General features: G+C 64.8%; 25 protein-coding genes. 9 read left to right on the plus strand and 16 right to left on the minus strand.

Features of this window, described 5'->3' with window-relative positions; genetic code table 11:
- The first annotated feature begins 5 nt into the window (after positions 1-5).
- A complete protein-coding gene (locus ACFQNJ_RS08845; RefSeq protein WP_382256199.1) occupies positions 6-2618 on the plus strand; it encodes a PAS domain-containing sensor histidine kinase in 2613 nt (870 codons plus the stop codon).
- 29 nt (positions 2619-2647) lie between these two features.
- Here ACFQNJ_RS08845 and hemW read toward each other — a convergent pair whose 3' ends face one another.
- Genes hemW through ACFQNJ_RS08870 form a run of 5 tightly spaced genes read right to left on the minus strand, consistent with a single transcriptional unit; the run spans position 2648 to position 7110 of the window.
- Positions 2648-3868, minus strand: coding sequence for a radical SAM family heme chaperone HemW (gene hemW / locus ACFQNJ_RS08850; protein WP_382256201.1), 1221 nt, complete (start codon positions 3866-3868; stop codon positions 2648-2650).
- Positions 3865-4473 (minus strand): RdgB/HAM1 family non-canonical purine NTP pyrophosphatase, encoded by a 609-nt coding sequence (rdgB, locus tag ACFQNJ_RS08855; protein ID WP_382256204.1) that lies wholly within the window; start codon positions 4471-4473, stop codon positions 3865-3867. Before rdgB ends, hemW begins: the two co-directional genes overlap by 4 nt.
- Positions 4470-5198: a ribonuclease PH gene (gene rph / locus ACFQNJ_RS08860; protein ID WP_374642244.1), complete on the minus strand. Its 729-nt coding sequence runs from the start codon at positions 5196-5198 to the stop codon at positions 4470-4472. Before rph ends, rdgB begins: the two co-directional genes overlap by 4 nt.
- An 11-nt stretch (positions 5199-5209) precedes the next feature.
- Positions 5210-6109 carry a PP2C family protein-serine/threonine phosphatase gene (locus ACFQNJ_RS08865; protein WP_374642242.1) on the minus strand — a complete coding sequence of 300 codons (900 nt, stop codon included), beginning with the start codon at positions 6107-6109 and terminating at the stop codon, positions 5210-5212.
- On the minus strand, positions 6106-7110 hold the full coding sequence (locus tag ACFQNJ_RS08870) for a serine/threonine protein kinase (protein WP_374642240.1): 1005 nt from the start codon (positions 7108-7110) through the stop codon (positions 6106-6108). The genes ACFQNJ_RS08865 and ACFQNJ_RS08870 overlap by 4 nt, the downstream gene beginning before the upstream one ends.
- A 74-nt stretch (positions 7111-7184) precedes the next feature.
- Between ACFQNJ_RS08870 and ACFQNJ_RS08875 the strand changes: the two genes are divergently transcribed.
- From ACFQNJ_RS08875 to rpoZ, 3 genes are read left to right on the plus strand one after another with little or no spacing between them, the layout of a single operon-like run.
- On the plus strand, positions 7185-8084 hold the full coding sequence (locus tag ACFQNJ_RS08875) for a YicC/YloC family endoribonuclease (protein ID WP_382256209.1): 900 nt from the start codon (positions 7185-7187) through the stop codon (positions 8082-8084).
- 24 nt (positions 8085-8108) lie between these two features.
- Positions 8109-8729: a guanylate kinase gene (gene gmk, locus ACFQNJ_RS08880; protein ID WP_374642237.1), complete on the plus strand. Its 621-nt coding sequence runs from the start codon at positions 8109-8111 to the stop codon at positions 8727-8729.
- A gap of 35 nt (positions 8730-8764) precedes the next feature.
- Complete coding sequence (rpoZ, locus tag ACFQNJ_RS08885) at positions 8765-8968, plus strand: DNA-directed RNA polymerase subunit omega (protein WP_234266845.1); 204 nt, start codon at positions 8765-8767, stop codon at positions 8966-8968.
- A 71-nt stretch (positions 8969-9039) separates the two neighbouring features.
- Here the strand turns inward: rpoZ and nadA are convergent, their stop codons facing one another.
- Both nadA and nadC read right to left on the minus strand, forming a co-directional pair.
- A complete protein-coding gene (nadA, locus tag ACFQNJ_RS08890) occupies positions 9040-10152 on the minus strand; it encodes a quinolinate synthase NadA (RefSeq protein ID WP_382256212.1) in 1113 nt (370 codons plus the stop codon).
- Between the two features lie 12 nt (positions 10153-10164).
- A complete protein-coding gene (gene nadC, locus ACFQNJ_RS08895; protein WP_382256214.1) occupies positions 10165-11028 on the minus strand; it encodes a carboxylating nicotinate-nucleotide diphosphorylase in 864 nt (287 codons plus the stop codon).
- A 79-nt stretch (positions 11029-11107) separates the two neighbouring features.
- Between nadC and panB the strand changes: the two genes are divergently transcribed.
- Complete coding sequence (gene panB, locus ACFQNJ_RS08900) at positions 11108-11995, plus strand: 3-methyl-2-oxobutanoate hydroxymethyltransferase (RefSeq protein ID WP_382256217.1); 888 nt, start codon at positions 11108-11110, stop codon at positions 11993-11995.
- Positions 11996-12002: 7 nt separating this feature from the next.
- On the plus strand, positions 12003-12869 hold the full coding sequence (gene panC, locus ACFQNJ_RS08905) for a pantoate--beta-alanine ligase (protein WP_374642229.1): 867 nt from the start codon (positions 12003-12005) through the stop codon (positions 12867-12869).
- Between the two features lie 3 nt (positions 12870-12872).
- Here panC and ACFQNJ_RS08910 read toward each other — a convergent pair whose 3' ends face one another.
- The 4 genes from ACFQNJ_RS08910 to ACFQNJ_RS08925 all read right to left on the minus strand — a co-directional run bounded on the left by ACFQNJ_RS08910 (position 12873) and on the right by ACFQNJ_RS08925 (position 15157).
- Positions 12873-13886 carry an NAD(P)H-dependent glycerol-3-phosphate dehydrogenase gene (locus ACFQNJ_RS08910; protein ID WP_374642227.1) on the minus strand — a complete coding sequence of 338 codons (1014 nt, stop codon included), beginning with the start codon at positions 13884-13886 and terminating at the stop codon, positions 12873-12875.
- An 11-nt stretch (positions 13887-13897) separates the two neighbouring features.
- On the minus strand, positions 13898-14353 hold the full coding sequence (secB, locus tag ACFQNJ_RS08915) for a protein-export chaperone SecB (RefSeq protein WP_374642225.1): 456 nt from the start codon (positions 14351-14353) through the stop codon (positions 13898-13900).
- A 112-nt stretch (positions 14354-14465) separates the two neighbouring features.
- Positions 14466-14723 (minus strand): glutaredoxin 3, encoded by a 258-nt coding sequence (gene grxC / locus ACFQNJ_RS08920; protein ID WP_382256222.1) that lies wholly within the window; start codon positions 14721-14723, stop codon positions 14466-14468.
- Positions 14724-14746: 23 nt separating this feature from the next.
- Positions 14747-15157: a rhodanese-like domain-containing protein gene (locus tag ACFQNJ_RS08925; RefSeq protein ID WP_382256225.1), complete on the minus strand. Its 411-nt coding sequence runs from the start codon at positions 15155-15157 to the stop codon at positions 14747-14749.
- Positions 15158-15275: 118 nt separating this feature from the next.
- Here ACFQNJ_RS08925 and gpmA point away from each other — a divergent pair, with 118 nt between their 5' ends.
- The 3 genes from gpmA (at position 15276) to ACFQNJ_RS08940 (ending at position 18461) form a co-directional block, all read left to right on the plus strand.
- Entirely contained in the window at positions 15276-16022 is a 747-nt protein-coding gene (gpmA, locus tag ACFQNJ_RS08930; protein ID WP_382256228.1) for a 2,3-diphosphoglycerate-dependent phosphoglycerate mutase, read from the plus strand.
- A gap of 127 nt (positions 16023-16149) precedes the next feature.
- The gene (locus ACFQNJ_RS08935) at positions 16150-17655 is read left to right on the plus strand and encodes a S41 family peptidase (protein ID WP_374642217.1); all 1506 of its coding nucleotides are present in this window, start codon (positions 16150-16152) and stop codon (positions 17653-17655) included.
- A gap of 41 nt (positions 17656-17696) precedes the next feature.
- Positions 17697-18461: a HesA/MoeB/ThiF family protein gene (locus ACFQNJ_RS08940; protein WP_382256231.1), complete on the plus strand. Its 765-nt coding sequence runs from the start codon at positions 17697-17699 to the stop codon at positions 18459-18461.
- Here the strand turns inward: ACFQNJ_RS08940 and ACFQNJ_RS08945 are convergent.
- The 5 genes from ACFQNJ_RS08945 to folE all read right to left on the minus strand — a co-directional run bounded on the left by ACFQNJ_RS08945 (position 18452) and on the right by folE (position 21857).
- A complete protein-coding gene (locus ACFQNJ_RS08945; protein WP_382256234.1) occupies positions 18452-18985 on the minus strand; it encodes a thermonuclease family protein in 534 nt (177 codons plus the stop codon). The genes ACFQNJ_RS08940 and ACFQNJ_RS08945 overlap by 10 nt on opposite strands.
- 49 nt (positions 18986-19034) lie before the next feature.
- Entirely contained in the window at positions 19035-19676 is a 642-nt protein-coding gene (locus ACFQNJ_RS08950; RefSeq protein WP_382256237.1) for a YitT family protein, read from the minus strand.
- Between the two features lie 125 nt (positions 19677-19801).
- On the minus strand, positions 19802-20638 hold the full coding sequence (locus ACFQNJ_RS08955) for a DUF429 domain-containing protein (RefSeq protein WP_382256240.1): 837 nt from the start codon (positions 20636-20638) through the stop codon (positions 19802-19804).
- A 73-nt stretch (positions 20639-20711) separates the two neighbouring features.
- Positions 20712-21140 carry a BLUF domain-containing protein gene (locus ACFQNJ_RS08960; protein ID WP_374642208.1) on the minus strand — a complete coding sequence of 143 codons (429 nt, stop codon included), beginning with the start codon at positions 21138-21140 and terminating at the stop codon, positions 20712-20714.
- Positions 21141-21146: 6 nt separating this feature from the next.
- On the minus strand, positions 21147-21857 hold the full coding sequence (gene folE / locus ACFQNJ_RS08965; RefSeq protein ID WP_382256243.1) for a GTP cyclohydrolase I: 711 nt from the start codon (positions 21855-21857) through the stop codon (positions 21147-21149).
- Positions 21858-21953 lie beyond the last annotated feature (96 nt).

Consider the following 21953-nt stretch of genomic DNA (forward strand, 5'->3'; position numbering starts at 1 on the left):
CACCGATGATCAACCCACTGCTGGCTGGGGGTCGCTGGTTTGCGCACCGACCCTTGCGCACCCAGATCCTGGCGCTGATACTGGTGTCCGCCGTCGTCATCATCGGCCTGGTGGGTTCGATATCACTGAGAAGCCGTCTGCAGCAGGCCGAGGACGAAGCCGTGGATTGGGCTGTGGCGCTGTCGGTCATGGCCGCCCGAACAGCGGCGGCACCGATGCTGGAAAAGGACTACACCACGCTGGAACTCCTGATCCATGACCTGATCGCCCTGCCGGGCGTCAAATCGGTCACTCTCGTGCAACCTGGCGCAGAGATCGCCATGGAAGCTCGGTACCACGCGGAAGGCAGCACCACCACCTACCCGATCAACAAGCGGGCACCGGTCCCCACGGCCGCCTTCCAGAGAGATGAAACCCACGTCCACGCCGTCAGCGCCCTGATGTACGAAACCGGTACGGGCAAGACTGCCGTATTCCAGCCGGAGTTGGCGTCTCGCTATGGGTGGATCGAGATCGAGATGAGCTACTCGGATCGGTTGGCATCGGCCCAGCGCGATTGGATCACCGCGAGCCTGATCTCGGGGATGCTGATCATGATCCTGGTCTGGCTGATGTCGGTCTTCCTGCGCCGGGTGTTCGGGCCCATCTCTCAGTTGGCCCGATTCGCTGCCAACCTGACAGGACGCCCCGGCGAAGTCATCCGCATGCGATGGGGCAGTCTTGAGGTCCGGGAACTGGGTAGAAGCCTCAATGAGGCATCCCGGCAACTGGCAGAGCGCATCGAGGCGGAACAAATCCGGCTGAGCCGGCTCCAGGGCATTCTGGACACCGCAGCAGACGCGATCCTGGGCATCACTGCGGATGGTGTGATCAGGAGCGCCAACCCGGCGGCGGAGCGCATTTTTGGCGTGCCCATCCAGGAACTGCTGGGCAACCGAGTGAACAAGCTGCTCAAAGACACCGACGCCGGGGCGATCGCGTCGTCGCTCGAGTACGGCATGCTCGTGAGCAACTCCACCACCAGAATCGCCAAACTGGAGATCAACGCCTACCGGCACGATGGCACGGAGTTTCCGGTGGAGGTCATGGTGGGCGAAGTCCTGAATGACCAGGAGCTGCGATACACCTGCATTGTCCGTGACCTCAGCGATACCAAGCTTGCAGAGGAGTACCTGGCCCTCTACAGCCGCGCGGTCGACTGTGCCATCAACGGCATCGCCATCAGCGACGCCAGGCGACATCCGCAGCCATTTGTGTACGTCAATCCGTCCTTCACCCGCATCACCGGCTACGCGCCTCACGAGATCCTGGGCCGGGACGGCAGCATCCTGGAAGGACCCGACACCAATCGAAGCGAAATCGACCTGCTCTACCGCGCACAGCAAAATGGCAGCGACTTCACGGTGGTGCTCAAGAACTACCGCAAAGGCGGCGCCCTGTTTCACAACAAGCTGTCGGTATCTCCGGTACGCAACGCCGACGGCGAGATCACTCACTACATCAACATCATCGAGGATGTCTCGGGACAGATCGAGGTCAAACAGCGCCTGATCGAGCGCACCGCCAGGCTGAACGCCACCTTTGATCTGAGCCCTGACGGCTTTGCGGTCTTTGACAAGGAAGGTGATCTCGTCACCAGCAACCCGGCATTCCGTGCCATGGTGGGAGATATTCCAGGCTGGTGTTCCCTCAAGCGCTTTGACAGCTGGTTTCACACCCTGTGCGAAGAGCCCGACGGTTGCCGACCGATCGAGGAAGCGATCAGGGACCGGCGCAAGGACATCATCGCCATTGCCCGACCGGCTCCCAAGATCCTGGAGCGGGAAATCCGCAAGAACGTGGGTGGCAGCGGCGAGACCATCCTCTACTTCCGCGATGTCACCCACCAGGTCGAGGTGGACCGGATCAAGAGCGAGTTTCTGGCCACGGCAGCGCACGAGCTGCGCACGCCATTGGCGAGCATCCTGGGTTTCACCGAGTTGCTGCTGCACCGCAAGTACAACGAGGACCGCCAAAAGGACATGCTGGCCACCGTCCACCGTCAGGGCACCCTGCTGCAGAACCTGATCCAGGAACTGCTGGACCTCTCCCGCATCGAGGCCCGGCAGGGCAAGGACTTCCACATCGTGGCCCATCGGCTGGCGGACATCGTCCGCAATGCTGTCGGAGGCATCACCAACGCCGACGAGGGTCGGGTCGTGCAGGTCCAGGAGCCGATGGAAGACCTGCTGGTCATGGCCGATGCGACCAAGATCGAACAGGCGCTGACCAACCTGCTGAGCAACGCCTTCAAGTACTCACCGAATGGCGGCACCGTGTCCTTGCGGGTCGAGTCGGCCGAACACGAGGGTGAACCCGTGGCCCTGGTGCACATCAGCGACCAGGGCATCGGCATGACGCCCGAGCAACTCTCCCGCGTTTTCGAACGCTTCTACCGCGCCGACACCTCCGGCAACATCCCGGGTACCGGGCTGGGGCTCAACCTGGTGCGGGAGATCGCCCAGATCCATGACGGGGATGTCACCCTGTCCAGCCAGTACGGCGTGGGTACCGTGGCCACCTTGCGTCTCAAACTGGCCTCCCTGACCACGGAAGAACCCGTCACGGCCAACGCCTAACCCCTCAGCGGGATCGTGCGTGCTGCCAATCATTCCGGCAGGAACATGGCCTGCAGATCGCTCAGGAAATCAAAACCCTGGGTCGTGGGCTTGAACCATCCGCCGTCCCTGGTCAGCCAGCCCCTGGCCAGTCCCTGATCGAGCCCCGGCTGAAACGCCGACAGGGGCAGACCTGTGCGACCCAGCGCATCCTGCAAATCAAATCCGTCTCGCAGTCGCAGCGCATTGAGCATGTACTCGAACGGCAGGTCGCGCCGCGCCACTTCATCCACCGACACGACCGCGTCGCCCCCCTGCGCTCGCTCCATGTAGAGCCTAGGTTCACGGGCACGCACCTGCCGCACCACCCGGTGCGCGAAGCTCAGCTTGCTGTGCGCACCTGCGCCAATGCCCAGGTAGTCGCCAAACTGCCAGTAGTTCAGGTTGTGACGGCACCGGTGCCCCGCCTTGGCGTAGGCGGACACCTCGTACCGGTCCATGCCGGCCGCTGCCGTCAGCTCCGTGATCCGGTCGAGCATCTCGTAGGCATCATCGTCCTCCGGCACCGACGGCGGAAACTTGGCGAACACCGTGTTCGGCTCGATGGTCAGGTGGTAGATGGAAATGTGCGGTGGCGCAAACGACAGCGCCGTGCGGATGTCCGTCTCGCACTGCGCCAGGGTCTGCCCCGGCAGCGCATACATGATGTCGAGGTTGAAGGTATCAAAAGCCTGCGCAGCCTCTTCCACGGCCGCCAGCGCATGTGAGCGGTCGTGCACGCGCCCCAGGGCCTTCAGATGCTCATCATGAAAACTCTGCACACCGATGGAAAGCCGGGTCACGCCGGCTTGCCGGAAGGCCCGGAATCGGTCCTTCTCGAACGTCCCCGGGTTGGCCTCGAGGGTGATCTCGGCACCGGCCTCCAGTTTGACCCGTGACCGCACCGCCGCCAGCAAGCGGTCAATGGCCTCGGGCGAAAACAGGCTGGGCGTGCCGCCGCCCAGAAACACGGTGTGCACCGTGCGGCCCCAGATCAGGGGCAACGCGGCCTCCAGGTCAGCCACCAGGGCATCGACATACGCCTGCTCGGGCATCATCTGTCCTGGCGCCGCCGTGGCCGACCACTCGTGCGAATTGAAATCGCAGTAGGGGCACTTCTTCAGGCACCACGGCAGGTGGATGTAAAGCGACAGCGGTGGCAGGCCCTGCAATTGCAGGGTACCTGGACGCATCCAGTGACCGATGTCACTCCAGTGCGGTGCAGCACTCATGGTTTGGTCAACCAGCGCTCCCGCATCAGTTCCAGCATCTGCTGTGCGGCTCGGCCCCGATGGCTGTTGGCGTTCTTGACCTCGGTGGGCAACTGCGCAAAGGTCTGGCCGAACTGCGGCAGGAACATGACAGGATCAAAGCCGAAGCCATTGTCACCGATCGGCTCCTCTGTGATCAGACCGGGTGCCCGCCCCGTGGCCACCAGCGGCTCCGGATCGTCGGCACTGCGCAAGGCCACCAGTGTGCTCACCAGCGCCGCGCGGCGATCGGTCACATCGCGCATCTGCTCCAGGAGCGCACGCACGTTGTTGTCGTCGCCCTTCTCGTAACCGAACTGCGTGGCGTAGTAGGCTGTGTCCACCCCTGGCAGGCCGCCAAAGGCCTCGACACACAAGCCAGCATCATCCGCCAGCGCAGGCAGGCCACTGACCCGGGCAGCATGGCGTGCCTTGGCCAGGGCGTTCTCGAGGAAGGTGCGGTGCGGCTCCGGTGCTTCAGGGATGCCCAGATCGGCCTGACGCACCAGTTCCACACCCAGCGGCGCAAACAGCGCCTGCAACTCCGCCAGCTTGCCCCGGTTGTTCGACGCGAGGACCAGCTTCATGCGCCCAGCGCCGCCTTCTGCGCGACGATCAGCTCGCTGATGCCTTTCTCGGCCAATGCCAGCAGGACGTCCATTTCCTTGCGGGTGAAGGCCACGCCCTCGGCCGTGCCCTGCACCTCCACGTAGTGACCGGCACCGGTCATCACCACATTCATGTCGGTGTCGCAGGTCGAGTCTTCCACGTACTCCAGGTCCAGCAGTGGCTGGCCATCCAGGATGCCCACCGAGATGGCGGCCACATGGTCCTTGATCGGCGAAGTCGTGAGCTTGCCGTCGGCAAGGAGCTTGTTGACCGCGTCCTGGGCCGCCACAAACGCCCCCGTGATGGCCGCCGTGCGCGTACCTCCATCGGCCTGCAGCACGTCGCAGTCCAGCGAAATGGTGCGCTCGCCCAGTGCCTGCAGATCGAACACGGCCCGCAGCGAGCGACCGATCAGCCGCTGGATCTCCTGGGTCCGTCCGCTCTGCTTGCCCTTGGCCGCCTCGCGATCGCTGCGGGTATGGGTGGCGCGCGGCAGCATGCCGTATTCGGCCGTCACCCAGCCCTCGCCACTGCCGCGCTTGTGCGGCGGCACCTTCTCCTCCACCGACGCGGTGCACAGCACCTTGGTGTGGCCGAACTCGATCAGTACCGAGCCCTCAGCATGCATGGTGTAACCGCGGGTGATGCGCACCGGGCGCAGGGCATCGTGGGCCCGGTTACCGGGCCGTTGGACTTCGCTCATGGGGTCTGCTTTCAGGAATGGCGTTCGGCCGTGCGCCGGATCGCCTCATTGATTTCGGCGATCGAACGCTCGATCGCCTCGTCGTCCAGATCTTCGAGGGTGGAATCGGGCACGCCCGACTGGATGGTGGACGCGAACACGCCCTCTTCGATGTCGTCGGTGGACACCCGGGTGGTCTGGAAGTCGTCGGGCGTCTCCCACTCCATGGACAGCACGGTGACGTTGTCGCAACGCGCGCCACCGCGCTTGAGCGCGGTCTCCACCAGCTCCGGGACTGCCTGGTCCAGCGTGTGCCGGGACAATTCGTAGACGATCTCGTGGTCCTTGACGGTTCCCCACAGCCCATCCGAGCACAGCAGGATTCGGTCACCCTGCAGGAGTTGCAGCGGCCCGGAGATGTCATACACCGGTTTGGCGGGCGAACCGAGGCAGGTGAAGAGGATGTTGCGGTTGATGTTGTCCGTGGAGCGACCCATGTGGGCCTGCTGCTCCATGTAGGAGTGGTCGCGCGTGCGGGTCACCAGTTCGCCGTTGCGGACCACATACAGACGGGAATCGCCGCAATGGATCCAGTGCAGCTGGCTGCGTTCGACCACCGCCGCCACCAGCGTGGTGCGCGGCGTGTCCAGCATGCCTTTCTCGGCGGCATAGCGGATGATCTGGTGGTGCGCGGCCATCAGCGAGCTCGACAGGAACTCGGGAACCTCACGCACCGTGGGCGTCGCCGCCTTCTGGAAATAGGCAGACACGGTCTGCAGGGCCAGCTGGGCGGCCATCGCGCCTTCCGGATGGCCCCCCATGCCGTCGGCCAGCACGAACAGCCCCGCCTCACGGGTATAGGCATAACCCATGCGGTCTTCGTTGCGCTCGCGACCGCCTTGGCGGCTGATCTGGTAGACCGAAAATTTCATCGGAACTTGGTGCCGGCGTCGGTCGATTTGCGCAGGGGCTTCTTGTCCGTCACGAGGTTGTCAAACTGCAGGCGCATTTTCTCGGCGACGGTGAGCTTGGTATAGCTTCGTTCGCTCTCGCGGCTGAGTTCTTTCTGCAAGGCAAACACCGACTGCGGACGCGACAGGGGATCGAGCGACATGCACCATTCCACCACCTCGATGAGGTTGTCGGAATAGACGCCGCGCAAACGGGAGAGCGCAAGCGACAGACGGTCCTTTTCCAGGCGCTGGGGCGCGTCATTCGGGGGATAACCCTGCATGCTGGCATAGATGCAGGCACCGATCGCGTAGATGTCGGTCCAGGGACCCATGGACGAATCCCGGCGGTACATCTCCGGCGCAGCGAACCCGGGGGTGTACATCGGCCGGATGAAATTGCCTTCCTTGCTCAGCACCTCACGCGCCGCGCCAAAGTCGATCAGCACCGCCCGGTTGTCGTCGGTCACGAAGATGTTGGCCGGCTTGATGTCCAGATGCAGCATCTTGTGCTGATGCACGATCCGCAGCCCCCGCAGCACCTCGTCGTACAACGAGCGGATGGTGGACTCTCGGAACACCTTCTGCTTCTTCAGCTCACGCGCGGTGATGATGAACTCCTGCAGGGACGCGCCCTCCAGGTAGTTCATGACCATGTAGACCGTCTCGTTCTCGCGGAAGAAGTTCAGCACGCTCACCACCGACTGGTGGGAGATCTGTGCCAGCGCACGACCCTCCTCGAAGAAGCTCTTGAGGCCAAGCCGGTAGAGCGACAGCTTCTCGGGCTGCACCTGGGGCAGGAGTTCTCCCGGTGCGCGAGTGGCCAGCGACGAAGGCAGGTACTCCTTGATGGCGACCTGCTGCCCTTCGGTGTCCACGGCCAGGTAGACGACCCCGAAGCCGCCGGCGGCCAGCTTCCGGACAATGCGGTAGCCACCAATCACGGTATCGGGCGGCAGGGAAGCGGGTTTGACCTTTGACATAATGCGCAGAGAGTCCGGAACGCCTTGTTTGGGACCATGCAATCCAAGGGCCTCACAACGGCCCCACAAGTCCGATGGCAGTTTACAGCATGACCGGCTACGCCACGGCCCAAAGTGGTACCGCAGCCGCCACCGACGCCCCCCGCGCCGCCCTGGGCATCGAGATCCGATCGGTCAACAGCCGCTTCCTGGACCTGACCTTCAAGCTGTCGGACGACCTTCGAGGCGCCGAGCCCGCGCTGCGCGAACTGCTGCAAAGCCGGCTCAAACGCGGCAAGGTCGAGGTCCGGGCCTGGATCGAGGGCCGTCAAGATGCCGCCACCCGCACCCCCAGCCCCCACGATCTGCAGAAACTGGTGGCCTTGCAGGACGGCATTCAGGCCTGGTGCCCCAAGGCCGCCCCCCTTTCGGTGGCGGAAATCCTGCAGATCACCTCTCGCCAGTCCGCTCAACCAGGCGACTGGCAGGATACCCTGATGGACCTTGGGCGTCAGGCCATGGAGGCGTTTCTGGCCTCCAGGGCCCGTGAGGGCGCCAAGCTGGTCGAGATGCTTCTGGACCGGCTTCGGCAACTGCGCCAGCTGGCGCGTGATGCCCAGCCCCTGATCCCGGCCCTGGTCGAGCAGCAGCGCCAGCGCTTTCTCGACCGCTGGAACGAAGCCCTCGGATCAGCCGGCGCCCAGACAGGCAGCGAAGCTGCCCAGGACCGCGCCCTGGCCGAGGCCACCGCCTATGCCATCCGCATCGACGTCGCCGAAGAGCTCACCCGGCTGGATGCCCACCTGGCTGAAATCGAGCGCCTGCTGGGCAAGGGTGGTGACGTGGGCAAGCGGCTCGATTTCCTGATCCAGGAACTGCACCGCGAAGCCAACACCCTTGGATCCAAGTCGTCCAGCCTGGAACTGACCCGCATTTCCGTGGACATGAAGGTGCTGATCGAGCAGATGCGCGAACAGGTCCAGAACCTTGAGTGAGCGCCGTTTCGGTAAACTCGGCAGATGGAATACCCCGGCAACCTGTTCGTCGTCGCCGCCCCCAGCGGGGCTGGCAAATCCAGTCTGGTCAAGGCCTTGATGGAGCTGGACAAGCGTGTCTCTCCCTCGGTGTCACACACCACACGGGCACCCCGAGGCCAGGAGGTGCATGGCCGCGAGTACTACTTCGTCAGCCACGAGACCTTTGACCAGATGGTCGCCCAGGATGCGTTCCTGGAGTGGGCTCATGTGCACGGCAACCGCTATGGCACCTCCAAGCACGCGATCGAACAGCGCATGCAGCAAGGCGCGGACGTGGTGCTGGAGATCGACTACCAGGGCGCCCTCCAGGTCAAACGTATCTTCCCCAACGCGGTGCTGGTGTTCATCCTGCCGCCCAGCTGGGAGGAGCTCCGCTCCCGCCTGGAGCGCCGCAACGAAGACAGCGCCGATACCATCGAACTCCGGCTGAAGAACGCCGCCCTGGAAATGGTGCATGCCCGGGAGTTCGATTTCGTTATAATCAACGAGTTATTCGAGCGCGCCTTGTTCGACCTCAAGGCCATCGTCCACGCGCAACGTCTGAAGTACGTTGCCCAGCGTAACGCCCGCAGCGATACGTTTGAAGCGCTCAACATCCATTGAATCCGCTTCCCGCCCGAAGCCCACCCGAGAACGCTATGGCACGCATCACCGTCGAAGATTGCCTGGAGAAGATCCCCAACCGCTTTCAGCTGGTGCTGGCTGCGACCTACCGTGCCCGCATGCTGAGCCAGGGTCACGCGCCCAAGATCGAGAGCAAGAACAAGCCAGCGGTCACCGCCCTGCGCGAGATCGCCGACGGCAAGGTCGGCCTGGAAATGCTCAAGAAGGTTCCGACCTGATCTCAGCCCAGACCCCATGAAAAAACCCGCCGCTGGCGGGTTTTTTCATGGCCGAGAAGCACCCGAGCGCATCAGGCGGCCCCGATGTTCGGCACCAGGGCGCCGGCATCCTGACCGGCCTTGTGTGCAGCCGTGAAGGCCAGCATGCGGTCGATCGGCAGGCGGGCACGGTCAATCAGCGCCGGATCGACATGGATCTGGTTGGCACCCGTCTCCAGCACCCGCGCCACGCCGGCCAGGCCGTTCATCGCCATCCAGGGGCAATGCGCACAACTCTTGCAGGTGGCGCTGTTGCCAGCGGTCGGTGCCTCGATGAACACCTTGTCCGGGTTCTGCTGTCGCAGCATGTGCATCATGCCGTTGTCGGTGGCCACGATGAATTCGCGGGCATCCATCTCACGCGCCGCCTTCAGGATGCCCGAGGTCGACCCCACCGCATCGGCCAGCGCGACCACATCGGCCGGGCTTTCGGGGTGAACCAGCACCTTGGCGCCCGGGTGCTCCTTCTTGAGCAGCTCCAGTTCGATGGCCTTGAACTCGTCGTGCACGATGCACGAACCGGTCCACATCAGCATGTCGGCACCGGTTTCGCGCTGGATGTAGGCGCCCAGGTGCTTGTCCGGCGCCCACAGGATCTTGTGCCCCTTGTCCTTGAGCGCCCGCACGATGTCCAGCGCGCAGCTGGAAGTGACCAGCCAGTCGGACCGGGCCTTCACGGCAGCGCTGGTGTTGGCGTAGACCACCACGGTGCGGTCCGGATGCTGGTCGCAGAAAGCGCTGAAGGCATCGATCGGGCAACCCAAATCGAGCGAGCAGTTTGCGTCCAGATCGGGCATCAGCACCGTTTTTTCGGGGCTCAGGATCTTGGCAGTTTCGCCCATGAAGCGCACCCCGGAAACCACCAGGGTCTGCGCCGGGTGGTCCCGGCCAAAACGCGCCATCTCCAGCGAATCGCTGACGATGCCACCGGTCTCGACGGCCAAGTCCTGCAGATCCGGGTGCACGTAGTAGTGCGACACCATGACGGCGTTGCGTTCCTTGAGCAGTTGGCGGATGCGCGACTTCAGCGCCACCCGCTCGTCGGGCGACGGCTCTTTCGGTACCCGCGCCCAGGCGTGTTTGGTCGGACAGGCCGGCTGTTCGTATTCGACGTCGATGACGCCGTCGGCGGTGGCGGTATTCATGGCGGAGTGTCCTCAGAGCGACTCGAATCGCATGGAGAAATCAACGGCCTTGACATCCTTGGTCAGGCCTCCGATGGAAATGCGGTCGACGCCGGTTTCTGCAAGGGCCCGCACCGTCTGCAGGTTCACACCCCCCGAAATCTCCAGGATCGCACGGCCGGCGTTGCGCCGCACGGCCTCGTGGAGGGTCGGGATGTCCATGTTGTCCAGCAGGATCATGGTCGCCCCGCAGGCCAGGGCCTCATCCAGCTGGGCCAGCGTCTCGACCTCGATCTCGACGAACCGGGCCTGTGGCGCCGTGTCCCTGACCCGCTGCAGCACAGGCGCAACGCCACCGGCAGCCGCGATGTGGTTTTCCTTGATCAGCACAGCGTCGTACAGACCGATGCGGTGGTTGACACCACCACCGGTCTTCACCGCGTACTTCTGGGCCAGGCGCAGGCCGGGCAAGGTCTTGCGGGTGTCCACGATGGCCGCCCGGGTACCTTTGACCGTCTCCACAAACGTGGCGGTCTTGGTCGCCACCGCCGAGAGCAGCTGCAGGAAGTTCAGCGCCGTGCGCTCGGCTGTGAGCAGGGCCTGCGCCCTGCCCTCGATGTGCAGGACCACCTGGTCGGGCGAGCAATGCTCGCCTTCGCCCACATGCCAGGTCAGGCGCGCCTGCGGGTCACAGGCCAGGACCGCAGCCTCCACCCAGGGGCGCCCGCAGATGACCGCGGATTCACGCGCCAGGATGCGGGCACGCGCCGGTCGACCGGCATCCACCAGGGCAGCGGTCAGGTCGCCGCCGCCCACGTCTTCGGCCAGTGCCCGGGACACGTCCGAACGGGCCAGATCGGCCAGATCGTCGGCCGAGAAATCGGAGAAGTGCTTCATGGGCTCCGAGCATAACGCCAGTGAGATCCCCACATCGTCTATAGTGCGCCCCATCTTTTCACCTCGCAAGGGGATGACGATGAACGCAACCACGACCAGCTCGAACAACGCCACGCCGTACGGTACCCTGCCGGCGGCCTCTCCCCTGCCGCAGCGCAAGCCCGTCAGCCTGCCACGCTTGGCTGAGATGCGCGAACGCGGCGAGAAGATCACCATGCTGACGGCCTACGACGCCACCTTTGCCGCCGTGGCCGACGCGGCAGGGGTCGAGTGCATCCTGGTCGGCGATTCGCTGGGCATGGTCTGCCAGGGCCTGGCCAGCACGGTCGGCGTGACGCTGGAGACGATGCGCCACCACACCGAGTGCGTGGTGCGTGGCCTGCAGCGGGTCCAGGCCACGGCCTGGGTCATCGGGGATCTGCCCTTCGGCAGCTACCACGAGAGCCCCGAGCAGGCACTGCGCAGCGCCACGGTGCTGATGCAGGCCGGTGCGCACATGGTCAAGCTCGAAGGCGGCGGCTGGACCACCGACACCGTGCGTTTCCTGGTCGAACGCGGCATCCCGGTCTGCGCCCACCTGGGGCTGACCCCGCAGACGGTGCACTCCCTCGGGGGCTATCGGGTCCAGGGCCGGGGCCATGACGCAGGCGAACAACTCAAGCGTCAGGCGATTGAGTTGCAGCATGCCGGTGCGGCGATGCTGGTGCTGGAGATGGTGCCCGCCGCCCTGGCCACCGACATCACCCACCAGCTGCACAGTTGCCACACGATCGGCATCGGCGCCGGCAAGGGCACTGCCGGGCAGGTGCTGGTCATGCACGACATGCTGGGGATCAACCTGGGAAAGAACCCCAAATTCGTCCGCAACTTCATGGAGGGCGCCACCAGCGTGCGTGGCGCCATGGAAGCCTACGTTCGCGCCGTCAAGGACGGCACATTCCCGGACGACAGCCTCCACGCCTGGTAACCAACACATGAAAATCGTCCACACCATTGCCGACCTGCGTGCGGCCCTGGCTCCCTTCGAGTCGCCCGCCTTCGTGCCCACCATGGGCAACCTGCACGACGGTCACCTGAACCTGGTGCGCACCGCCAAGCCCCTGGGGGACGTGACCGTCGCCAGCATTTTCGTGAACCGGCTCCAGTTTGCCCCTCACGAGGACTTCGATACCTACCCGCGCACCCTGGAGGCCGACTGCGCCAAGCTGGCGCCGGCCGGCTGCGACATCGTGTTCGCACCGTCAGAGAAAGACCTGTATCCGCAGCCCCAGGGCTTCAAGGTCCATCCACCCGCGGAGTTGGCCGACATTCTGGAAGGTCACTTCCGGCCGGGGTTTTTCACCGGCGTCTGCACGGTGGTGATGAAGCTGTTCCAGTGCGTGTTTGCCGAGGCCAAGGGCCCCCGCTACGCGGTGTTCGGCAAGAAGGACTACCAGCAGCAGATGATCATCCGCCGCATGGTCGACCAGTTTGCCCTGCCGGTGACGGTGGTCAGCACCGAAACCGAACGCGCAGCCGACGGTCTGGCGCTGAGCTCCCGCAACGGGTATCTGAGCGAGAGCGAGCGGGCCGAAGCCGTGCAGCTGTCACTGGCCCTGCGTGACCTGGCACGGGACGCGCTGGCGGCCGGCAGCTCGCTGCCCGATCATCAGGCCGGGCTGGAACAGCGCGCCCTCCAGGCCCTGACGGCTCGCGGCTGGCAGCCCGACTACCTGACGGTGCGTCGCCGTATCGACCTGCAGTTGCCCGATGCTGCCGACGCGGTCACCGGCCAATCGCTGGTGGTCCTGGGTGCCGCCCGGCTGGGCAAGACCCGCCTGATCGACAACTTCGAGATCTGAAGCCTACAGGGCTTCCACCTTGGGGTCGCGACCCATGAGCGTAGCGACCGCTTGGGCCGGCGCCAGCTTGCCCTCCAGCAAGGCCACCACGCCTTCGCTGATTGGCATTTCAACCCCGAGGGCACGGGCGCGCTGCACGACGGTGCGGGCACTGTAGACGCCTTCGGCGACGTGTCCGAGCGAGTCGATGGCCTGCTGCAGGCTCAGGCCCTGGGCCAGCAGTTGCCCCACGCGGCGATTGCGCGAGAGGTCACCCGTGGCGGTGAGCACCAGATCGCCCAGACCGGACAGCCCCATGAAGGTATCGGCCCGGGCGCCCAGCGCCAACCCCAGCCGGGTCATTTCGGCCAGGCCCCGGGTCACCAGCGCGGCGCGGGCGTTCAGGCCCAGGTCCAGCCCGTCGCACAGGCCAGTGGCAATCGCCAGCACGTTCTTGACGGCACCACCGACCTCGACACCGACGATATCGTCGTTGGCATACACGCGCAGACTGGGGCTGTGGAAGGCCGCCACCAGCGCCTCGCGCACCACTTCGTGCTCACTGGCGGCCACCAGTGCCGTGGGCTGGCCGCGAGCGACTTCCTGCGCAAAGCTGGGGCCGCTGAGCACGCCCGCCAGCAAACCCGGTGCCACCTGAGCACGGATTTCATGGCCCAGAAGCCCCCCGGTGCCGTCCGCCTGAGGGGCTTCGAAACCCTTGCAAAGCCAGGCCACCGGCACACGGACATCGCGCAACGTGGCGAGCATGCCCCGCAAAGCCGCCATGGGAGACCCGATGACAACCAGGTCCGGCGCCTGGTCGCCGGCAACGACCGTCCCCAGAGAACCAGAGACCACTTGCAGAGGGGCGGGAAAAGGCAGTCCGGCCAGGTAGCGCCGGTTTTCACGGGCTTGCTGCATGGCAGCAGCCTGCTCGTGGTCCCTGGCCCAAAGCACCACGGACGAGCCTTGCCGACGCGCGGCGCTGATGGCCAGCGCCGTTCCCCAGGCACCTGCCCCCAGGACAGCAATGCGCATGACCAGGCGACTTACTGGGTGACGATCTTCGGTGCGTCGGCCGCCTGCTGGGCCTGTTGCTGCTCGTACATGGCCTGGAAGTTGATTTCGGCCAGGTGCACGGGCGGGAAACCGCCGCGCTGGATCAGGTCGGCCACGTTGCCACGCAGATAGGGATACACGATCTGCGGGCAGGCGATGCCCATGATGGGACCCATCTGGTCTTCCGGCAGGTTGCGGATTTCGAAGATGCCCGCCTGCTTGACCTCGACCAGGAACACGGTCTTGTCCTTGATCTTGGTGTGCACGGTGGCGGTCACGGCGATCTCATAGACACCGTCGGCCGCCGGCTGCGCTTCCACGCCCAGCTGGATGTCGACCGACGGCTGCTCCTGTTCCAGCAGGATGGCCGGGGAATTGGGTTGCTCCAGCGAAGACTCTTTCATGTAGATGCGCTGGATCTGGAAAACGGGATCTTGGTCGGCCATGGATGACTCTCGGTGGTTGGCAAGCAAAAACCCGCCGGGGAAAGACGTTCCCGCAGCGGGCACAAGGGGCAATTATGTCAGCCCGGCAAGAGCGGCCGGGCGCGCCTGTCACTCAGGCCTGCAGCAGCGGAACCAGTCCGCCCCGGGCGTCCAGCGCGTGTAGGTCATCGCAGCCACCGACATGCTGGTCCCCGATGAAGATCTGAGGGACGCTGGTGCGTCCGGTGATTTCGGTCATGCGGGCTCGCACCTCCGGCTTCCCATCGACAACGATCTCTTCGAAGTCGTGCACACCGCGCTCGCGCAGCAAGGACTTGGCCCGGCTGCAATAGGGGCAGAAGTCACTGGAGAAAATCTTTACGTGGGCCATGAGGTCTCCTTCGATGCCGATGGTCAGGCTTTTTCAACCGGCAGGCTCGCCGCGCGCCAGGCACCCATGCCGCCGGCCAGGGATTGGGCCTTGTCGTAACCCAGCTTGCGAGCCACGGCCACCGCCCGGCCCGAACGTGCACCAGAAGCGCAGACCATCACCACGGGCAGTGCCTTGTTCTTGACCACCTGCGGCAGGCGGGATTCGAGCTCGTCCAGCGGAATGTGACGGGCGCCCACCACGTGGCCAGCGGCGAATTCGTCGGCAGAGCACACGTCGATCACCTGCGCCTTCTCACGGTTCATGAGCTGCACCACTTCGTTCGGGTTGAGGCCACCGCCACGGGCGGCACCCCCCAGGGCAGGCCATAGCAGCATGCCACCGGAAGCGATGGCGATGGCAAACAGGGTCCAGTTGTCAAGAAAGAAGCTCACAGGGTCACCTTAGTCGTTGAGGCGGAGATTTTAGAATGTCGGGCTGGCATGCGTGGGCGGTGGTCCATGCAGACCCCGCTTTCCCGCCCCATCACCCTTCCAAACCGACCGCCTACCCATGTACAAGCTCGTCCTCATCCGCCACGGTGAATCCACCTGGAACCTCGAAAACCGCTTCACCGGCTGGACCGATGTCGACCTGACCCCCACCGGCGTCTCCCAGGCAATGTCGGCCGGACAGCTGCTCAAGGCCGAGGGCTACGACTTCGACATCGCCTACACCAGCGTGCTCAAGCGTGCCATCCACACGCTCTGGTATGTGCTGGACGCCATGAACCTGACCTGGCTGCCGGTGGTCAAGAGCTGGCGCCTCAACGAACGGCACTACGGCGCCCTGCAGGGCCTGAACAAGGCCGACATGGCCAAGCAGTATGGTGACGAGCAGGTGCTGGTCTGGCGCCGCAGCTACGACACCCCGCCACCAGCACTGGAGCCGACCGACCCGCGCTGCGAGCGTGGCGACCGTCGCTACGAAAAGCTCAACCCGTCGGATGTGCCCCTGACGGAGTGCCTCAAGGACACCGTCGCCCGCGTGATCCCGTTCTGGAACGAGGCCCTGGCGCCCGCCATCAAGGGCGGCAAGCGGGTGGTCGTCGCCGCCCACGGCAACTCCATCCGTGCGCTGGTCAAGTACCTGGACGGCATTTCCGATCAGGACATCGTGAACCTGAACATTCCCAACGGTATTCCCCTGGTCTATGAACTCGATGCCGAGCTCAAGCCCATCCGCAGCTACTACCTGGGCGATGCAGAGGCCGCCGCCAAGGCCGCCGCCGCCGTGGCAGCCCAGGGAAAAAAGGCCTGACACCGCGCTTGGTCGATCACGATACCCGGGATTGCGGAACCGATCCCGGGCTTTGTTGTCCAAGGTGTATATTGGCCTGATGGCAGGGCTGTGAGCAAACTGCCGGTTATGGATTGGGGTCCTCGGGATGGGTAAGCAAGTCAGTCAGAAATTCCGCATCGCGGGCTGGGTCGCCGTCGGCGCCGTGGCCGGCGCCTTGACCACGGTCCAGCTGCAGGCGGTGGCCCGCGGCTCGCTGGCACCACTCCCCCTGGAGGAGCTGCAACAGTTGGCGGCCGTCTTCGGGATGGTCAAGAGCGACTATGTCGAGCCCGTGGATGAGAAAAAGCTCATCTCCGAAGCCATCTCGGGCATGGTGTCCAGCCTGGACCCGCACTCCCAGTACTTCGACAAGAAGTCCTTCAAGGAATTCCGTGAAGGCACCACCGGCCGCTTCGTGGGCGTTGGTATCGAGATCACGATGGAGGATGGTCTGGTCAAGGTGGTGTCCCCGATCGAGGACTCCCCCGCCTTCCGGGCCGGCCTGAAGTCGGGTGACCTCATCACCAAGATCGATGACACCATGGTCAAGGGCCTGACCATCAACGATGCCGTCAAACGCATGCGCGGTGAACCCCGCACCAAGGTGCTGCTCACGGTGTTCCGCAAGGATGAGAACCGCACCTTCTCGGTGACCATCACCCGCGAGGAGATCAAGACGCAAAGCGTCAAGTCCCGCGTGGTCGAACCGGGCTACGGATGGGTGCGCGTGTCCCAGTTCCAGGAGCGCACGGTCGAAGACTTCGCCCGCAAGGTCGAGGAGATCTACAAGGCCGAGCCCAAGCTCAAGGGCCTGGTCCTGGACCTGCGCAATGACCCGGGTGGACTGCTGGATGCCGCGGTGGCCCTGTCGGCCGCCTTCCTGCCCGAGAACGTCACGGTGGTCTCGACCAATGGACAACTGGAAGAGAGCAAGTTTGTCTACAAGACCATCCCGCAGCACTATCTGCGCCGCGGAGGCACCGATCCGATCAAGCGACTGACCGAGGCGACACGGGGTGCCCTCAAGACCGTGCCACTGGTGGTGCTGGTGAACGAGGGATCGGCGTCCGCCAGCGAAATCGTGGCCGGCGCGCTGCAGGACCACAAGCGGGCCACGATCATGGGCAGTCAGACCTTTGGCAAGGGATCGGTCCAGACGGTGCGCCCGCTGGGTCCGGACACGGGTCTGAAGCTCACCACTGCCCGCTACTACACCCCCAGCGGCCAGACCATCCAGGCCCGCGGCATCATCCCGGACGTGATGGTGGACGAAACACCGGAAGGCAACGTGTTTGCTGCCCTGCGCACGCGGGAATCGGACCTGCAGAAGCACCTGGGCAACGGGAACGGCAATGGCAACGACAAGAACGGGGTCGACAAGCCGCTGACCGACGCCGAGCGTGCGGCCGAACAGCAGCGCGAGCAGGAACGCGAGCAGGCCCGCAAGCGCCTGGAAGAAGAGGCCCGCAAGAACCCGGGGCAGCGTCTGGTGCCTGAACTGGGCAGCGAGAAGGACTTCCAGCTGCAACAGGCCCTCAACCAGCTCAAGGGCAAACCGGTGGTGGTCAGCAAGACGCTCACCGCCCGCCCTGACGAGAAGAAGGAAGACTGAGCCACGCGCTGTCCGGCCAACACCGGGCAGTGCCCACTGCCATGGACGATACCCAGCTGCTGCGCTACTCGCGCCACATCCTGCTCAACGAGCTGGGCGTCGAAGGGCAGGAACGCCTGCTGGCGTCGCACGCGCTGGTCATCGGTGCTGGCGGACTGGGTTCTCCGGTGGGCTTGTACCTGGGCAGTGCCGGCGTGGGACGCATCACGGTGGTGGACCATGACGAAGTGGACGCCACCAATCTGCAGCGGCAGATCGCCCACAACCTCGCCCGGGTGGGTCACCCCAAAGCCGAATCGATCCGGGAGGCCATCACGGCCATCAACCCGGACCCGGTGATCACGGCCATCCGGCAGCGGGCCGACGAGGCCCTGCTTGATCATCTGGTGCCTTCAGCCGACGTGGTGATCGACTGCACCGACAACTTCACCACCCGGCACCTGATCAACCGCCTGTGTTTCCGTCACGCCAAACCCCTGGTGTCCGGTGCGGCCATTCGCATGGATGGCCAGCTCAGCGTGTACGACCCCCGCGATGCCGCGTCCCCCTGCTACGCCTGCGTCTTTCCCCCGGAAACGGCGGTGGAGGAGGCCCGCTGCGCAACGATGGGCGTCTTTGCACCGCTCGTGGGCATCGTCGGCACGATGCAGGCCGCGGAAGCGCTCAAAATCCTGTCCGGCATCGGTTCAAGAATGACCGGACGGCTGTTGATGATCGACGGCAGGGATCTGGCCTTTCACAGCCTGGACCTGCCCCGTCAGATCCATTGCCCCGTCTGCGCGCAACGCGGCACCGGTCAGCGCTGAGGACAAGGCCCGTGCCGGCGACGGAAGTCGCGCGGCTCTTCCGAAGGTTGAGCAAACAGGCCACGGCGCAAGGCGCGCGCCAGCAGTTCCTCCATGGCATAGGGGCCGGAGCTGTTCTGGTAACGGTAGGACCACGCATGACCTTCACGAACCAGCCAGGCACCCACATCACCCTCTTCCACCTTGAGTCGTGCCAGGGGGCGGCCATAGCGATCGAGATGGCGGGTCCGCACCTGCACGGGTTGGTCCTGCAGGTGGCGCGCCAGCGCATCGCGTGAGGCTTCACCACCAGCCTGGCAGATTTCCGGCGCATCGACCCCATCCAGGCGCAGCTTGATCCTGGGCCCGCCCTCCTCCGGCTCGACCCACAAGGTGTCACCATCGTGGACATGGACCACGCGCGCGAGAAACTCCTGGGGCACATCCCCACCCCGCGCCTGGGCATACGAACCCACGAGGGCAACAATGAGCGCCGTGGCGATGGCACGCCACCAAGCCAGCGTCGAAAAATCAGGAAAGGACATGCACCGAGTCTGCCACGCCCTGAGCGGCCACTCGACCCTGTTCGGGGGATCAGACCGCCATGTAGCGGCCTGGCCGGTGATTGATCGCCAGGGACAGGTTCAGCACCACGGCCCCCACCACGGACCAAAGGACCTGTGCTCCACCGACCACCACCAGCGCCACAAGGACAATGGCGCAGTCCATGACCATCTGGATGTGTCCGGCGCGCCAGCCATAGCGCTCCTGAAGCCACAGCACCAGCACATTGAAGCCCCCCAGGCTGGCCCGGTGGCGGAACAGCATGAGCATGCCGGCACCGGTCAGCAGGCCGCCGGCAATGGCTGCAAAGCCGGTGTTCAGTGCAGCGATATCGATCCAGGCCGGTACCAACTCGGACAGCAAGGCCAGCAGCGCCACCGAGGCAAAGGTCTTGGCCGTGAAAACGGGGCCCATGCGGCGCCAGGCCAGCCAGTAAAAGGGCATATTCACGAGGAAAAACAGCAGGCCGAAGCTCCACCCGGTCGTGTAGTGCAGCAGGAACGCCAGACCGGCCGTGCCGCCGGTGAACAAGCCGGCGTGGCGGAACAACACCACACCCAGGGCCACGAAGAGTGTCCCGGTCAGCAGCGCCTGGACGTCCTCATAAGGCCGATGGGCGGTGGTGGAAGCGACGTCGGAAGCGGACACGGCGCGGCGGGATAGGATGGACATGGTGGCGGCGGTGCATCAACCCAGCCAGTTGGCTGGACGCGCGAGTGTCCCTCAACCCGGCCTGTCCTGACCTTGATGCAGGTCAGTTCTGGGCGAAATGGGCTCGATGGGCCAACACAGGCCGCTCAGGCACCCAGGATCCAGCCTTCCAGCGGATCGAAAGCCGGCAACCCCCAGTGCTCGTCGCCCCTCTCGTGCAGTTGCCAGGCCCAGGCCGCCTGAATCAGGCACAGCACGGCATCCAGACTGTCGCCGCTGGCATCGTCGGCCAGGGCATCACGCTGGCTGTGGGTGAGCCTCAGCCGCAAGCCAGCGTCGCGCATGAGCGGCGGATCCCCGTTCTCCAGGGCATGAATGAGCGTTCGCCGGGCAATCAGGCGATCGGCGGTCTGGCGCCGGACCTCATCGCTCTTGTAGCTCGTGGCCCCCAGTACCGATCGGGCGAGCAAGCCCGGATAAGCCTCCAGCGCAATGCGTCGTGGATCTCCGGTCGCCAGCCCGGGGAATTCCGCGCCCGCACCGAGCAGCCTGGGCACACCCGCGTGGAGCATGAAGGCCACCGGCGGATTGACCCATTTCATGCTCGGACTGGAACCGGCCGGTCCGTCGGTGGCGCGGTGGGCAAATTTGCCACCGATGGGGCGCTGGTGGCAGAAGGCCGCAAAGGCATCCCGGATGTCCTGCCGGGAAAGGCTGGCGTAGTGGCGGATACAGTCCACCCAGCTGGTCGGCCAGCCCAGGTGTTCGACAAGCTCTCGCGGCAATCCGAACGGCAAATCGAATCCCCCCACCCAGGGCAGGTGGGCATCGTCGGCCAGCCAGGCGGCCCAGTCGTCCAGGGACTCGAAGCGGTCCTGGCGCTGCAGAACCACCCTGCCACGATCCACATGGCCCACCGCATGCACGATGGCCTTGCGGCGCGAGGGCGCGCTGCTGAAATCACATCCCAGCAGGGTGGTCAAGGCGGCTCAGAATTCGATGGGGCAGAGACCCATGCCAAACCAAGGCCAGGCATGGAAACGCAATACCGGAGCCTCAGGCGCGGCCGATGATCGACGCCGTGGCCATGAGCTCCTCCAGCAGGGCCAGGGAGACCTTGCCCGAGACGCTGTAAGGGTCGAACTCGGGCCGCTCGGAGTATTTCAGCACGATGGAAGTGTTGAGCTTGGACAGGTTGACCTGACCCATGGTCCAGCCACCGAACCGGCGCTCGCTGATCTCTTCGTAGTGCAGCAGAACCACATCGCTGTGGCGCTTGTCCTCGACGATGTGGTTGTAGAGGCGGTTGACCGAATCGCGCCCGCCTTCGATGGCCTGAAGGAACACGCCACCGCCGTAGCACAGCACACCCGTGATGCCGTTGTGCAGGTTGTGGGCGCGCGAGACCTCCAGGATGGACTCGATGGCGGACTTGGAGCAGTCCTTGTCGACTGCGCGGCTGACGTAGAGCAGACGGACCAGCATGGTGGATCAGGCTTTGCGAGGAATCAGGGAAAGGAACTCACGGCGCAGGTTGGCGTCCTTGAGGAACACACCGCGCATGACCGAATTGATCATCTTGCTGTCCATGTCCTTCACACCGCGCCAGGCCATGCAGTAGTGGCTGGCCTCCATGACGATGGCCAGGCCATCGGGCTGGGTTTTCTCCTGGATCAGGTCGGCCAGCTGCACCACGGCCTCCTCCTGGATCTGGGGACGCCCCATGATCCATTCGGCCAGGCGGGCGTACTTGGACAGTCCGATCACGTTGGTGTGCTCGTTGGGCATCACGCCGATCCAGATCTTGCCGATCACCGGGCAGAAGTGATGTGAGCACGCACTGCGCACCGTGATCGGGCCGACGATCATCAGCTCGTTGAGGTGCTCCGCATTGGGAAACTCGGTGACCGTCGGGCCCTTGACGTAGCGACCGGCGAACACCTCGCGGAGGTACATCTTGGCCACGCGGCGGGCGGTGTCCTCGGTGTTGTGGTCGTTGGCCGTGTCAATGACCATGGCGTCCAGCACGCCCTGCATCTTGGCCGTGACCTCGTCCAGCAGCAGCTCCAGCTCGCCGGGCTGGATGAACTCGGCGATGTTGTCGTTGGAATGGAAGCGGTGGCGCGCGGCCTTGAGACGCTCGCGGATCTTGACCGAGACGGGGGTGCCTTCTCCGTCGTCGAGCTGTTCGGTGTGGCTCATGGGTGTTCCGGATTTCATCAGCATGGGCCATGCTAACACCGGACCCGACGGCCCCGCCCCTGCTGGGGGCATCCGCGGCGACGGCGCTTCCGCGCC

It is taken from the genome of Hydrogenophaga bisanensis (assembly GCF_042665135.1).
Classification (GTDB): domain Bacteria; phylum Pseudomonadota; class Gammaproteobacteria; order Burkholderiales; family Burkholderiaceae_C; genus Hydrogenophaga; species Hydrogenophaga bisanensis.